The organism is Bradyrhizobium sp. (assembly GCF_036735945.1).
Taxonomy (GTDB): domain Bacteria; phylum Pseudomonadota; class Alphaproteobacteria; order Rhizobiales; family Xanthobacteraceae; genus Bradyrhizobium.
The window spans coordinates 1-14,704 of the sequence record NZ_DAINNI010000011.1; the positions used below are offsets into that span (position 1 = coordinate 1).

The 14,704-nt window shown below is 64.4% G+C and carries 11 protein-coding genes; 5 read left to right on the forward strand and 6 right to left on the reverse strand.

All coding sequences use genetic code 11. From position 1 onward, the window contains the following. Together V7E26_RS06045 and V7E26_RS06050 are read right to left on the reverse strand one after the other, a co-directional pair. On the reverse strand, positions 1 to 1,744 hold a 1,744-nt coding region (locus tag V7E26_RS06045; RefSeq protein WP_324414527.1), incomplete at its 3' end, for a glycosyltransferase. A 232-nt stretch (positions 1,745 to 1,976) separates the two neighbouring features. After that, the gene (locus V7E26_RS06050; protein ID WP_324414528.1) at positions 1,977 to 2,561 is read right to left on the reverse strand and encodes a beta-1-3, beta-1-6-glucan biosynthesis protein; all 585 of its coding nucleotides are present in this window, start codon (positions 2,559 to 2,561) and stop codon (positions 1,977 to 1,979) included. Positions 2,562 to 2,813: 252 nt separating this feature from the next. Here V7E26_RS06050 and V7E26_RS06055 point away from each other — a divergent pair, with 252 nt between their 5' ends. Further along, positions 2,814 to 4,439, forward strand: a complete 1,626-nt coding sequence (locus tag V7E26_RS06055) for a glycoside hydrolase family 17 protein (RefSeq protein ID WP_324414529.1) — start codon at positions 2,814 to 2,816, stop codon at positions 4,437 to 4,439. Here V7E26_RS06055 and V7E26_RS06060 read toward each other — a convergent pair. Both V7E26_RS06060 and V7E26_RS06065 read right to left on the reverse strand, forming a co-directional pair. Beyond that, positions 4,399 to 4,779 (reverse strand): hypothetical protein, encoded by a 381-nt coding sequence (locus V7E26_RS06060; protein ID WP_324414530.1) that lies wholly within the window; start codon positions 4,777 to 4,779, stop codon positions 4,399 to 4,401. The genes V7E26_RS06055 and V7E26_RS06060 overlap by 41 nt on opposite strands. Before the next feature lie 107 nt (positions 4,780 to 4,886). Then, a complete protein-coding gene (locus V7E26_RS06065; RefSeq protein WP_324414531.1) occupies positions 4,887 to 6,173 on the reverse strand; it encodes a hypothetical protein in 1,287 nt (428 codons plus the stop codon). A gap of 168 nt (positions 6,174 to 6,341) precedes the next feature. On the opposite strand from V7E26_RS06065, the gene glmU reads away from it, so the two are divergent. Continuing rightward, entirely contained in the window at positions 6,342 to 7,700 is a 1,359-nt protein-coding gene (gene glmU, locus V7E26_RS06070; protein WP_324414532.1) for a bifunctional UDP-N-acetylglucosamine diphosphorylase/glucosamine-1-phosphate N-acetyltransferase GlmU, read from the forward strand. A gap of 248 nt (positions 7,701 to 7,948) precedes the next feature. Here the strand turns inward: glmU and V7E26_RS06075 are convergent, their stop codons facing one another. Continuing rightward, complete coding sequence (locus tag V7E26_RS06075) at positions 7,949 to 8,479, reverse strand: hypothetical protein (protein WP_324414533.1); 531 nt, start codon at positions 8,477 to 8,479, stop codon at positions 7,949 to 7,951. A gap of 372 nt (positions 8,480 to 8,851) precedes the next feature. Between V7E26_RS06075 and V7E26_RS06080 the strand changes: the two genes are divergently transcribed. From V7E26_RS06080 to V7E26_RS06090, 3 genes are all read left to right on the forward strand, one after another. Continuing rightward, positions 8,852 to 9,409 carry a hypothetical protein gene (locus tag V7E26_RS06080; protein WP_324414534.1) on the forward strand — a complete coding sequence of 186 codons (558 nt, stop codon included), beginning with the start codon at positions 8,852 to 8,854 and terminating at the stop codon, positions 9,407 to 9,409. A 390-nt stretch (positions 9,410 to 9,799) separates the two neighbouring features. Continuing rightward, positions 9,800 to 11,626, forward strand: coding sequence for a glutamine--fructose-6-phosphate transaminase (isomerizing) (gene glmS / locus V7E26_RS06085; protein WP_324414535.1), 1,827 nt, complete (start codon positions 9,800 to 9,802; stop codon positions 11,624 to 11,626). A gap of 89 nt (positions 11,627 to 11,715) precedes the next feature. Then, positions 11,716 to 12,504, forward strand: coding sequence for a DUF502 domain-containing protein (locus V7E26_RS06090; RefSeq protein ID WP_324414536.1), 789 nt, complete (start codon positions 11,716 to 11,718; stop codon positions 12,502 to 12,504). Positions 12,505 to 12,510: 6 nt separating this feature from the next. On the opposite strand, the gene recG is transcribed toward V7E26_RS06090, so the two are convergent. After that, on the reverse strand, positions 12,511 to 14,619 hold the full coding sequence (recG, locus tag V7E26_RS06095; RefSeq protein ID WP_324414537.1) for an ATP-dependent DNA helicase RecG: 2,109 nt from the start codon (positions 14,617 to 14,619) through the stop codon (positions 12,511 to 12,513). Between the last annotated feature and the right edge of the window lie 85 nt (positions 14,620 to 14,704).

Sequence of the window (14,704 nt, forward strand, 5' to 3'; positions counted from 1 at the left end):
CGTGCACGATGATGGCGTTGTGCTCGTTGCGCTGGACCATGCCGATGTCGAAGAATCCGGCATATTCGCCGTTCATGATGTAGTGCATCAGCGACAGGTCGCCGTCGCGATGCTCCTGCGGCGCCTGCACCAGGCCGACGCGCGGATCGGCGAAGGCCGGCACCAGGTCCTTCAGCCAGTCCGGATGCACGACATAGTCGGCGTCGATGATGCCGATGATCTCGGCGTCGGCCGCGGTGCGTTCCATGGCGATGCGCAGCGCGCCGGCCTTGAAACCCTTCACCTTCTCGGCGTTGATGAACTTGAAGCGTTCGCCGAGCGTGCGGCAGTGATCCTGGATCGGCCGCCAGAATTCCGGGTCGGGTGTGTTGTTGATGATGCAGACGCACTCGAAATTCGGATAGTCGAGCCGCGATACCGCATCCAGCGTCTGCTTCAGCATCTCGACCGGTTCGAAGTACGCCGGAATGTGGATCGAGACCTTCGGGAAAGCGATGTTCTCGCCGATCGTCGCAGGAGCCAGTGCCGCGCTCTTGGCGATCAGCCGGCGCGGGCCGCGGCCGAAGGCGATCGCCGCGATCTCGTCGATCCGCGCCATCGCGATCAGGATCAGCGGAACCAGCAGGATCAGGCCGAGCGTCAGCGCAAACGCCGAGCCGAACACGAAATAATGTCCCATCCAGTAGGCGAACACGGTGGCGGTCCAGGCGCCGACGCCGTTGGCCGCCGCTGACAATACCAGCGCCTGCATGATGGTCGGACGTTCGATCCGCAGGATCGGCAGCGACATCAGGATGCCGACCAGCAGCGCGATCGCGGCCAGCTTCCAGTAGTTCTCGTTCACGATCGGGCCGGTCCAGGCGAATTTCGGCTCGCGGTCGGCGTTCAGAATGCCCCAGTAGGGGCCGACGCCGCCTTCGAAGAATTTCCAGGGCTGATCGATGGCCTCGACGATGTTGTATTCCATGCCGATGGCTTCGGCGCGGGTGACGAAATTGCGCAGCACCGAGGCCTGCTCGAACGTGCCGGGCTCGGCGTTCCGCAGATTGTAGCCGGCGCTGGGCCAGCCGAATTCGGCGATGACGATGCGCTTGCCGGGGAATTTTTCGCGCAGCAGGCCGTAGAGATAGACCGCCTGGTCGACCGCCTGCTTGTCGGTGAAGTTTTCCCAGTAGGGCAGCACGTGGGCGGCGATGAAATCGACTGACGATGCGAGCTCCGGATTGTCGCGCCAGATGTTCCAGATTTCGCCTGTCGTGACGGGAACGTTGACCGACTTCTTCACCCGCTTGATCAGCTCGATCAGGTCTTCGACCTTCTGCTCGCCGCGGTAGATGGTTTCGTTGCCGACGACGATGCCGTTGACGTTGCTGTTGCGCTTGGCGAGCGTGATCGCCGCGTCGATTTCGCGTTCGTTGCGGTCGGAGTTCTTGTCGATCCAGGCGCCGACGGTGACCTTGAGGCCGAACTCGGCGGCGATCGGCGGCACCAGTTCGACGCCGCCCGTCGATGAATAGAGACGAATCGCGCGCGTGATCGTCGACAGCTTCTTCAGGTCGGCGCGGATCTTCTCGATCTGCGGAACATTGTCGACGTCGGGATGGGCGCTGCCTTCGAACGGCGCATAGGAGACGCTCGGCAGGATGCCGCGGAAGTCGGGGGCCGGCTGCTTGTCCTGTAACAGGCCCCACAGCCCGGCGTGAGCTGCGGTCACAAACAGCAGAACGGCTACGATGGCACGCATCGGAGACTAAACCATACGGGGCTGCGATTTATGGGAAGCGAACCTGTCCCCTAGGCTCGACCGGCACGGCGGCGTAATCAAGGATAGTCCTGCCCTGCGTTTTCACAACTGGTATCACGCCGTGACTTTTTTAAGGACGGCGTTGCAAGGACGGCGTTGCAAGGCGCGGTCGATCCAAACGCAGGGATCAATAGGATCGTTCCTGTGAACGTATCCTGAATGGCGGATGCGGCTATTTCGCCGGCGGCGCGGGTGCGGCGCTGGGGGCCGGCGCGGGCGAAGCTGACGGAGCCGGCGTCGCGTTGCCGGCGGTCGCGGGTGCGGCCGGCGCCGGGTTGGCTGCCGCGGCGGCCTGGGGCTGGGCGCCCGGATTGATCCAGCAGGCGTGGATGCGGCTGGAGAGGGTCTCCGCCACCTTGGGGTCGATCTGGCCGCCGAATCGGGTCAGGCAGCGGAAGGCGGCCTGGACATGGCCGCCGGGGCAGCCGAACCGGTCATAGAGGTCGAGATGCCGGAACGCGGTATCGAGGTCGTCCCGCCACATCAGGCTGACCACGCGGCGGCCGAGCCAGACGCATTCGGGGTTGCCGGCGGGGCCGTTGACGGCCTGCTGCGCCTCGACGAACTCGTCGGCCTTGCGCTGGTTGTCCTTGTTGACGTCACCGGGACTGGCGGCCGGCGCCTTGCCTTGCTGATCCTGCGGGGCGGGGGTGCCGCTCTGGGCCAACGCGCCAGCCGATCCGATCAGGAGGACGAGGCCTATAGCGGCAAAATGCCTCAAAATCGCAACTTTAGGATCAAGCACGGCTCGACGCATACATTCCTCGATCAAAGTTTCCGGCCGTTCCAGCGGCCGGGTGGTGGTTCGGCTTGTTGCCGCCCAATTTGGTCCCCATTGCGGCGGAGACTTCAGCCGATTCAAATGCCGGGTATTTCGGATTTTGTCCAGCAAAGTCACAACTTTATCGATGCGTTGGTAAAACTGCCGCGGGAGATGGGGCGGGATAGGGCGGTCCCGCACCTTGGCAGAACGCCAATGAAAAGGTAATCGACGGGCTCCGCCCGGAGGATGGAACCGATTTCTCTTCGTACGCCGCTGGCGCTTCTCCTGTCATCGTTAGCCATGATCGCCGCCCTGTGGTGGTGGCTTGCCACGCCGATCACGCTCGCGCGCGCGCCGATCGACCCGGCCGCGAAGCTGCAATGCGTTTCCTACGCCCCGTTCCGCGGCGCCCAGTCGCCGCTGGTCCCGTCCACGCAGATCTCGCCGGAACAGATCGAGCAGGACCTGGCGCAGCTCGCGAAGATCACCGAGTGCGTGCGGACCTATTCGATCGAGAACGGGCTCGACCAGGTTCCGGCGCTGGCCGGCAAGGTCGGGCTGAAGGTGCTGCAGGGTATCTGGCTGTCGAGCAACCGCACCAAGAACCTCGCCCAGATCGCGGTCGCGATCGAGCTCGTCAAGGAAAACCCCGATGTCATCACCGCGCTCGTGGTCGGCAACGAGGTGCTGCTGCGCGGCGAAATGACGACGTCGGATCTCGCCGCCCATATCCGCTCGGTGAAGTCGCGCGTCACCGTGCCCGTGACCTATGCCGATGTCTGGGAATTCTGGCTGCGCAACCGCGAGATCTATGACGCCGTCGACTTCGTCACGATCCACATCCTGCCCTACTGGGAAGACATGCCGGTGCGTGCGAAAAATGCCGCCGGCCATGTCGACGATATCCGCAGGCGGATGGCGGTCGCGTTTCCGAACAAGGAAATCCTGATCGGCGAAACCGGCTGGCCGAGCGCGGGCCGGATGCGCGAAGGCGCGCTGCCCTCGCGCGCCAACCAGGCGCGCGTCGTCTCCGAAATCCTCGACCTGGCCACGCGCGAGAAATTCCGCGTCAACCTGATCGAGGCCTACGACCAGCCGTGGAAGCGCCAGCTCGAAGGCACCGTCGGCGGCTATTGGGGCATGATCGACGACGCGCATCGGCGGGTGAAATATCCGCCGGGAGAGCCGATCAGCAATTATCCGTTCTGGAAGATCCAGATGGCATGCGGCATGGCGCTCAGCGCCTTCGTGTTCCTGGCGGGCTGGCTGACGCTGCGGCGGCGGCCGTGGAAGCCGGGGGTCGCGGCATGGATCGCGGTCGGCACGTCGGCGACGACAGCCGGCATGCTGCTCGGCATCGCCGCCGACAAAATGTATTACGAGAGCTACGGCTTTGGCGGCTGGCTGCAATGGGGCGCGCTGCTCGCGGCCGCCATCGCCTCGCCGATGCTGTGCGCGAATGCGGCGATGTCGGGACGGTCGCTGCCGACCTTCCTCGAACTGATCGGGCCGCGCGACTTCCGCGCCAAGGGGGTGCTGGGCGCGCTGCTCGGCCTCGTGGTGGTCGTCACCACGCTGGTCGCGGCGGCAACCGCGCTGGGCTTTGCCTTCGATCCGCGCTACCGCGATTTTCCGTTCGCGTCGCTGACGATGGCGGTGGTGCCGTTCACGGCGCTGATGCTGCTCAACCGGCCGAAGGACGGCGTGCGCCCGATCGCCGAATCCGCCTTTGCCGGCCTGCTGCTCGCTTGCGCGCTGTTCATGGGCTTCAACGAGGGCAGCCAGAACTGGCAGTCGATGTGGACCTGCGCGGTCTATCTGTTGCTGGCGTTCACGCTGTGGCGGGCGCGGGCCTTGCAAACCCGAGGATGAGCAGCCCGATCGCAATTCCCGACAGCTGGATATTGTAGAGCACGATCCCCAATCCCGCGGCGATCAGCCCGCCGGTCAGCAGCACGATCGAGGGACGCATGACGTGAAGCACCGCGATCACCAGCGCAGCGATGCCGAACACCGAATTCTTGAACAGATAGGTGGCGAGCGACCGCGACTTGCAGAGCATCGATTGCAGGCCGGCATCGCAGGCGAGCGCGACGGTCGACAGCTCGACCGCGAGATAGCGCAGATAGAGCGCGTAGCCGACGGTGACGAAGCCGACCACCAGCAGGAATTGCACTTGATACGGCGTCAGCCGGAACGGGGCCTTTTTCATGCGCGCAATATGTTCTGGATTGGCTGCAAGTACAACTGCAAGAACAGCCGTTAATGGGCGCTGGAATGCAGGTCAGGACTGCCCCGTAACGCCATACAGGCAAAGGCTTATTGCTGGTTCTTCCGGCTGAAGATCGACGACAGGGTCGACTGCGGCGCCGCGGGCGGAGCGTCAGGCTTGGTCTGGGCCTCCTCGACGACCACAGCCGTTGTCGCTCGCTTGGTGAGGCTGCGCCGGCGCTGCGTCGGCTTGGCTGCCGCCGGCGGGTCGTCCGATTGCACCGACAGCCGCTGGCCGTCGAAAACCGTGGTGTCGCAGTGCCGGTTGTTCTCGGTCAGCACGGCGCAGATTTTGGCGGCGGCGCCGGCGTCATTGATCGGGCCGGCGACCAGGCGAAGCTGCATGCCGAGCCCGTTGGTGCCTTCCTTGATCACGATGATCGGACGCAGCGACGCCAGCGGCGCATTCGATCGCGATTTGAGCAGTCCTCGCCACAGCGCGCGCAGCCCGTTGACCGAATTGGCGGTGCCGAGATCGACCCCGAATTCGGTCCGCTGCAGCGAGACCTTCGGCGCGGCGTCGTCCGTATCAGGCTCGCTCGACGTCGATGCGACGACATCGGGAATCGGGCTCGCGATGACGGCGCCCAGCGCCTTGCTAGGCTCGACCAGCCTGCCCGCGGCCGGATCGGGCGGCGCCATCATCGAGCGGGAAGCCATCAGCGGCGTGGCCGGCGAAGGCTTCGCTGCCTTCGGCTTGGCAAGGTCGCCCTTGGCCGCCGCTTCCGGCTCGGCGTTTTCGGCTTTTGCTGTTTCGGACTTCACAGCCTCCTTTGCGGCGGCGGCGACGGTCGCCGGGTTGGGCTCGCCGGTGGGGGCGCCGCTCGTGGATTTGTCGGCGACGGGGGCAGCGGGCGCGGCCGGGGCGGTCGCGACCGGCGCAACCGGTGGCGCGCTTGGGGCTGTCTGCGGCTCCGCGCGGGGAACAGGCGGTGAGCTTGCGCCGGAACCCTGCTTGGCGATGGCGCCGGTCACGGAATCGAGCCCCTGTTCCAGGCTGGTGACGCGGGAATACAGCCGGTCGCGGTCCATATTGAGCGTTTCGATCGCCGCCGCCAGCCGGCGCGCCTCGTTGTGGGTGTCCTTGGCGACGGTCTGGATCTGCTGTGCCTGCCGCGTCAGGTCGGCGGCGGCGATCTGGTCGCGCCGCACGCCGAGCGAGGACTGGTTGGCCATGACAGCCAGGACGACGGCGCCGGTCGCGCCGACGCCCCAGGACGCCAGCCGCCATAGCGCGCGGCGGTCGAGTTCATTCTCCTCGGCCAGCAAACCGTTCAGCACCCCGCCGGCGTCGTCAGCCTCGAGGTCTGGAAGATGGTTGGATTTCTTGGCCAAGCGCCCCTGGCCCTCCTCACGGCCTGCCGAATCACAACCGAAACATTAACAGGAAAAGCGACCGCCACTTGAATACCGACGTTTTCAGGGCAGCGAATCGGTTTGATCTCCGGGGGAAAACAATTAAGACGGCTGGCACCCCGTTCGCCGAACCAGACAAGGACCAGAATGAGCGTTCGATCCAGCCTGACTGTCGTGCTTGCCGCCGGTGAGGGCACGCGCATGCGGTCCGCGCAGCCCAAGGTGCTGCACAAGGTGGCTGGCCAGTCGCTGCTGGCGCATGTGCTGGACGCTGCCCCGCACGGAACAGGCGCGGCGCTCGCGGTCGTGATCGGGCCGAACCATCAGGCGGTCGCCGACGAGGCGCGGCGCGTGCGCGCCGATGCCGTTTCCTTCGTCCAGGCCGAGCGCCTCGGCACCGCGCATGCCGTGCTGGCCGCGCGCGAGGCGATCGCGCGCGGCGCCGATGATCTGCTGGTGGCGTTCGGCGACACGCCGCTGATCTCGGCGGAAACCTTTGCGCGGCTGCGCGCGCCGCTGGCCGAGGGCGCGGCGCTCGCCGTGCTCGGCTTTCGTGCCGCCGATCCGGCGGGTTACGGCCGGCTGCTGCTCGAGAACGGCCGCCTGATGGCGATCCGCGAACATGCCGACGCGACGGCAGAGGAGCGCAAGGTCACGCTGTGCAATGCCGGCGTGATGGCGCTTGACGGCCGCCGCGCGCTGGAAATCCTCGACCGCATCGGCAACGCCAACAGCAAGGGCGAATATTATCTGGTCGATGCCGTCGAGATCGTCAGGGACATGGGACTGGAGGCCGTCGTGATCGAAACCAGCGAGGACGAAGTGCGCGGCATCAACAACAAGGCGCAACTCGCCGAGGCGGAAGCGGTGATGCAGGCCCGCCTGCGCAAGGCAGCCCTCGATGCCGGCGTGACCTTGGTTGCCCCGGAGACGGTTTATCTCGCCGCCGACACCCAATTCGGCAGCGACGTCACCATCGAGCCGTTCGTGGTGATCGGCCCCGGCGTCACCATCGACGACGGCGCGGTGATCCAGTCGTTCTCGCATATCGTGCAGAGCGAGATCGGCAAGAAGGCCTCCGTCGGTCCCTTCTCGCGGATGCGCCCGGGCTCGTCGCTCGGCGAGGGCGCCAAGATCGGCAACTTCGTCGAGACCAAGGCCGCCACGCTGGAAGCCGGCGTCAAGGTCAATCACCTGGCCTATGTCGGCGACGCCCATGTCGGCGCCAAATCCAACCTCGGCGCCGGCACCATCGTCTGCAACTATGACGGCTTCTTCAAGCACAAGACCACGATCGGCGAGGGCGCCTTCGTCGGCACCAACTCCTCGCTGGTAGCCCCGCTGAAGATCGGCAAGGGCGCCTATATCGGCTCGGGCTCGGTCATTACCAAGGACGTGCCTGATGATGCAATGGCGGTGGAACGGGGCCAGCAGAGCAACCGCGAGGGTGGGGCGGCGAGGTATCGCGAGATGAAGCTGCAGGCGAAGGCGGAGAAGAAGGGGTGATGGCGAAAGGCAAGCCGCATCGTCATTGCGAGGAGTTCGCGCCAAAATTGCAAGGCAACTTTGTGCTGAAGCGACGAAGCAATCCATTCCTGGTTGTTTGGCGAAGTGGCATGCGTGCGGTTCTGATGCAGATTCGGAATGGTCGTGACCATGCGCTCAACTGCACTTCGCGAGCGGCAAGTTGAGCGCACGCCATCTCAATCACGTAATTCCAATTCTGTCCGTCATTCCGAATGACGCGTTTCAGGTTAGTGCAACTGCACGTCGAAGCTGCCGCGATCGAAAGCTGCACCGACATCATGAAACTCGCCCCGCCATATCACCGAGTTTCCGTTGTAGGTGCCGAGAGGCAACCCCGAGGGAACCTTGTAATTAAAACTGAAACTGTGGTCCGAGTTTGCGGAGAAGAATGTGCGATCCGATGAGAACTCCGGCCAACGTTTGTCTCGCCCGGCCCAGGCCAGGTCGGTGCCGAAGAAATTGCCGAGGCCGAAAAAGATTGTCGCATAGACCGGGAAATATCCACTGGGATCGGGATTCCGGACATACACCGTATAGTTGGCAGGACTCCCGGGGGTCGTGCCGCTTGTCCAGCTTTGAGCAAAAATGAAGGGAGAGTTCGAACTCTCGCCCTTCACCTTCTTCGTCAACTGGTCATCATCCAACGACGAGAAGGCTCGGCCCAACTCCCGGGCCCGCTCCTTCAGCACATCAATCTGCTGCTTGAGGTGCGCAACTTCCTGTTTGACCGCTTCGGCGCTCTTCTTGTCCTGAGCCATAACAAACCTCCCCGGTTCAGGGGTGGCCAGGGGGCCTCCCCTGCATTCGTCACAATATACCTGTGGGTTGCTTTTGTACACTATGAAACCTCAGGAGGCGCGCGCTCAAGGCAGATCGCGGAAATGATCTGCGTCAATTTCGAGGAGGGTCGGAACTCTTCCAATTGCACTGACCGTGCACCTTACCTTCGTCACGGAACTTGCTCGCGTCGCGCGTGCCCAACCTGCTGCATGATTTCATGCAACGACGACTCTCAGCACAGTGCCGATTTCGTGATGCCATCCCTGTCGGAGTGTAAGCCAACTCATACACTTCTGGTTGAATGAATCGCAATCTTCGTGGCCCAACCCTCAAACCCTTTGGAGGTCGAGATGGCTACGAATCAAACCCAGGCGAACGCTGACCGCCAATCCCATCCTCTCCTCGATCAGTTCCGCGAAATGCATGCTGCGGCCGCGGACCGCGGCTTGTTTACGTACAGCGTAAAGATCGTGTGCGGCAAACAGACCGGAGGAGACTGTTGTTGTGTTGCAGGTACCCGGCCGGGCCTGTACGCGACCGAGGTCAACATTCAGAATTTCAATCTGGTGCAGGCGCCGGTTCTGAAGTTCGTCCAAACGTTGATCCACGGTGTCGTTGTGGCGCGCGAGCCCGACGTCACGAACCCTGCTGCGCTTCCCAAACGCCAGGTCGAGACCATCGTGCTTCCCCCGCTGGCGGCGACGATGGACGATTGTTGCCGTATCGCGGATATGCTGCCGGCCCCGAGCGGCGAGACCCCGCTCACCATCGCCATCCTGTCGATCGCGAGCCCACAGGAGTTGTCCGTTTCAGCGGTCTACACGGCGAACCCGCTCAACGGAGACGGTGTCAGCATCGATGTCGAGTATATTCCGTCACGACGACTGGCGATCGGCGCCACGGGTTAGCTCTACTGCGGGGATAGCCGCCCATACCATCATCCCGCCCGTCCTTGCGAGCCAGCGGGGCGGCGCTTGCGCCGCACCGTTGGCTCGCAACGACGAGGAAAAAGCCAGCTTGACGCTTCCCCTCATCGCGGATGCAGCGCGCGTCCGGAATTCCCGGCTCCCTCTCTTCCAGGGAGATCCAAGGCTAAAACTCGGGCAGATCGTGCCGCGAGATCGCGCATTCGTGTTTCCGGCGCCTTCCAATGCAACAAGTTAATGACCAGGCGCTCTGTTAAGCTTTACCCTTAAGTCTGTCTCAATATGCAATAATTATTGAGTACCTGTTGGACTGTGAATTTCGTTAAGAGAGTCGCGGCTGCGACGTATTTCGTTGATTGGGGTTTGAACCGCATGTGCGGCATTGTCGGCATTCTTGGGAAAGCTCCGGTCGCGGAGCAACTGGTGGATTCACTCAAGCGGCTCGAATATCGCGGTTATGATTCCGCCGGTGTCGCCACGCTGGAAGGCGATCACCTCGAACGCCGCCGCGCCGAGGGCAAGCTGAAGAACCTCGAGAAGCGGCTCGGAGCCGAACCGCTCAAGGGACACATCGGTATCGGCCACACCCGCTGGGCGACCCACGGCAAGCCGACCGAGAACAACGCGCATCCGCATGCGACCGAGCGCGTCGCGGTGGTTCACAACGGCATCATCGAGAATTTCCGCGAGCTGCGCGAGATGCTCGAGAAGAAGGGCGCGATCTTCAGGACTGAAACCGACACCGAGATCGTGGTCCACCTCGTCGACAGTTTTCTGCAGAAGGGCGTCAAGCCGGTCGAGGCGGTGAGGGCGGCGCTCTCCGAACTGCGCGGCGCGTTCGCGCTCGGCTTCATCTTCGCCGGCAATGACGATCTGATGATCGGCGCGCGCAACGGCCCGCCGCTCGCGGTCGGCCATGGCGACGGCGAAATGTACCTGGGATCGGACGCCATCGCGCTCGGGCCGTTCACCGATACGATCAGCTATCTCGAAGACGGCGACTGGGTGGTGCTGACGCGCAAGGGCGCGACCGTCTACGACAAGAACAACGCGATCGTGCAGCGCGAGGCGGTCAAGCACAGCGCCTCAACCTCGCTGGTCGACAAGGCCAACTACCGCCACTTCATGGCCAAGGAGATCCACGAGCAGCCGGAAGTGGTCGGGCATACGCTTGCAAGATACGTCGACATGGCGAGCGAGCGGGTGATGCTGCCGGTCAAGCTGCCGTTCGACTTCAAGGATATCCAGCGCATCTCGATCACGGCCTGCGGCACCGCGAGCTATGCCGGCTACGTCGCCAAATACTGGTTCGAGCGGCTGGCGCGCGTGCCGGTCGAACTCGATGTCGCCTCCGAGTTCCGCTACCGCGAGGCGCCGCTGCGCAAGGGCGATCTGGCGATCTTCATCTCGCAGTCCGGCGAGACCGCCGACACGCTGGCCGCCCTGCGTTACGCCAAGGCGGAGGGCGCCCATACGCTGTCGGTCGTCAACGTGCCGACTTCGACCATTGCGCGCGAAAGCGAGACCGTGCTGCAGACGCTGGCCGGTCCCGAGATCGGCGTCGCCTCGACCAAGGCCTTCACCTGCCAGTTGATGGTGCTGGCCTCGCTCGCGGTCGCCGCCGGCAAGGCGCGCGGCGAATTGTCCGACGAGGACGAGACCAAGCTGGTGCACGGCCTCGTCGAGATTCCGCGCCTGATGACGGCGGCGCTGACCATCGAACCGCAGATCGAGAAGCTGGCGCGCGACATCTCGAAATCGAAGGACGTGCTCTATCTCGGCCGCGGCACCAGCTACCCGCTGGCGCTGGAGGGCGCGCTGAAGCTGAAGGAAATCTCCTACATTCACGCCGAGGGCTATGCCGCCGGCGAACTCAAGCACGGGCCGATCGCGCTGATCGACGAGAACATGCCTGTGGTGGTGATCGCGCCGCACGACCGGGTGTTCGAGAAGACCGTCTCCAACATGCAGGAAGTAGCCGCCCGCGGCGGCAACATTATCCTGATGACGGACGCCAGGGGCGCGGCGGAAGCCACCGTCGACAGCCTGGTCACCATCGTGCTGCCGGACATGGCGGCCGCCTTCACCCCGATGGTCTACGCCATCCCGGTGCAGTTGCTGGCCTATCATACCGCCGTGGTGATGGGCACCGACGTGGATCAGCCGAGAAATCTCGCCAAATCGGTGACCGTGGAATAGTCAAGCCAATTGGCTGTCACGCCGGCTCTTCAAAAACCTGCTAGGATGGCTTAGCTGGCATAGGCCGGCTGCTCCGACCTGGAACCACGATGAACCGCGACGAACTGCCCCCGACTTCGCCTCTGGAGGAATCCCCGCCGCCGCCAGACCATCCTCCCGGGCTGATGGCTCGCTTCCGGAACTATTTTCTGACCGGACTGATTGTCGCAGGGCCGGTGGCGATCACCCTCTATCTGACCTGGTGGTTCGTGAACTGGGTGGACAACCTGGTCCGCCCGTTCGTGCCGACGGTCTATCGGCCCGAAACCTACCTGCCGTACGTTGTGCCCGGCTGGGGGCTGATCGTTGCTGTAATCGCACTGACGCTGCTCGGCTTCCTCGCGGCAAACCTGATCGGACGGACCCTGGTGGATCTCGGCGAGCGGCTGCTCGGCCGCATGCCGGTGGTGCGCGCGATCTATCGCGGCCTCAAGCAGGTGTTCGAGACGCTGTTCTCCGGCAAGGGATCGAGCTTTCGCCGGGTCGGCCTGGTCGAGTTTCCCTCGCCCGGCATGTGGTCAATCGTCCTGATCTCGCAGGCGCCGAGCGCGAATGTCGCGAGCCAGCTTCCCGGCCAGGAAGAACATATCTCGGTGTTCCTGCCCTGCGCGCCGAACCCGACCACGGGGTTCTTCTTCTACGTTCCGAGAAGCAAGATCATCGAAGTCGACATGACGACCGAGGATGCCGCGACGCTGATCATGTCCGCCGGCGTGGTGCAGCCCGGCTCCGATCCGCAGAAGCGCAACGCCGCGCTATCAGGCATGGCGAACGCCGCGCGCGTCGCGAATTCCACAACCGCGCTGCAGCCGGCGCCTGCCAAGGTGAAGGTGGATTGATCGAGATCATCCCGCGCCGATCAGCGGCACGGCCTCGTCGCGCTCGTATAAATAAAGCAGGCAGCGCAGCGCCTCGCCGCGCTCGCCCTTGAGCTTGGGATTGTCCTTCATGATCCGCAGCGCCTCGTCGCGCGCCTGCGTGATCAACTGGGCGTGCACGTCGGAGCGCGCGATGCGGTAGCCGGGCAGGCCGCTCTGGCGGATGCCGAGCACGTCGCCCTCGCCACGCAGCTTGAGGTCCTCCTCGGCGATCCGAAAACCGTCGGTGGTCTCGCGAATCACCTTCAGCCGCGCCTTCGACATCTCGCCGAGCGGCTCCTTGTAGAGCAGGAGGCAGGTCGACGCCTCCGAGCCGCGCCCGATCCGGCCCCGCAACTGGTGCAATTGCGCGAGCCCGAACCGTTCGGCATTCTCGATCACCATGATGGTTGCGGCCGGCACGTCGACGCCAACCTCGACCACGGTTGTCGCCACCAGCAGTTGGATTTCGTGCGCGGCGAATTGCGCCATCACGCGGTCCTTGTCGGTGCCCTTCATCTGGCCGTGGACCAGACCAACCTTGTCGCCGAAGCGCTGCTTGAGCTTCTCGAACCGCTCCGTCGCGTTGGTGAGATGCCCGGTCCCTTCGGCTTCCGATTCCTCCACCAGCGGGCAGATCCAGTAGACCAGCTTGCCGGCCTTGAGCGCGCGGCCGACGGCGTCGACGACTTCGTCGAGCCGGCTGGCCGGAACCGTGCGGGTCTCGATCGGCTGGCGGCCGGCCGGCTTCTCGCGCAGCTCCGAGACATCCATGTCACCGAAATAAGTCAGCACCAGCGTGCGCGGGATCGGCGTTGCGCTCAGCACCAGCACGTCGACAGCTTCGCCCTTGTTGGTCAGCGCGAGCCGTTCGCGGACGCCAAAGCGATGCTGCTCGTCGACCATAGCCAGCGCCAGCGATTTGAAGATCACGTCGTCCTGGATCAAGGCGTGGGTGCCGACCAGGAAATCGATCTCGCCGGCTTCGAGCTGCGCCAGAATCTCGCGGCGCTCCTTGCCTTTTTCGCGGCCGGTCAAGATCGCAACGCGAAGCCCGGCGCGTTCGGCCAGTGGCGCGATGGTCTTGATATGCTGTCGGGCGAGGATTTCGGTCGGCGCCATCAACGCGGCCTGCTTGCCGGCCTCGGTGACAGCCGCAGCGGCGAGCAGCGCCACCACGGTCTTGCCGGAGCCGACATCGCCCTGCAGCAGCCGCAGCATGCGCACCGGCTGGCGCAGATCCTCGGTGATCGCGGCCACCGCCTCGCGCTGCGAGGCTGTCAGCGCGTAGGGAAGGGCGTCGATGATCCTGTGCCGCAGATGGCCGTCGCCGGCGTTGCGGTCGCCGGCCGGACGCCGCAGTTGCGCGCGCACCAGCGCCAGCGCCAGTTGACCGGCGAGCAGTTCGTCGAAGGCGAGCCTTGACCAGAACGGGCCATCGGGCAGGATGTCCGTGAGTTCGACCGGCATATGCACCCGGTTCAGCGCTTCCCGGATCGGCGGAAAGCCGCAGCGGCGCATCACGTCCGGGCTGATCCATTCGGGCAGATCGGGCAGCTTCAGCAGCGCCTGCGCGATCGCGCGCCGAAGCGATCCGAGCGCGAGGCCTTCGGTCAGCGGATACACCGGATCGATGCCGGAAAGCTTCGAGAACGCCGCCTCGTCCACGACGCGGTCGGGATGCACGATCTGCGGAATGCCATCGTACATCTGCAGTGTGCCTGAAACGTAGCGTTTCTCGCCGACCGGCAGCAGTTTCTCGACATAACCCGGCTTGGCGCGGAAGAACGTCAGCACCACGTCGCCGGTATCGTCGGACGCATAGACGAGGTAGGGCGCGCGGGAATTGCGCGGCGGGGGCGGCCGATGGCGGTCGACGGTGACTTCCAGCGTCACCACGGTTCCCTGCGCCGCCTCGCGGATCTTCGGCCTCGCGCGGCGATCGATCACGCTCGCCGGCAGATGCAGCAGCAGATCGACCAGTCGCGGGGTCTCATCGCGCGAGAGCAGATAGCGCAGCAGCCTGTCCTGCTTCGGCCCGACACCGGGAAGGCTCGTAACCGGCGCAAACAGGGGATTGAGCAGGGTGGGGCGCATGAGGAAACCTAAGACCGTTCCACCGCCACGAAGTCAAGACGCGCACTTATGCCGAGACAAGGGCTGACATCCTGCCGATCCGTCG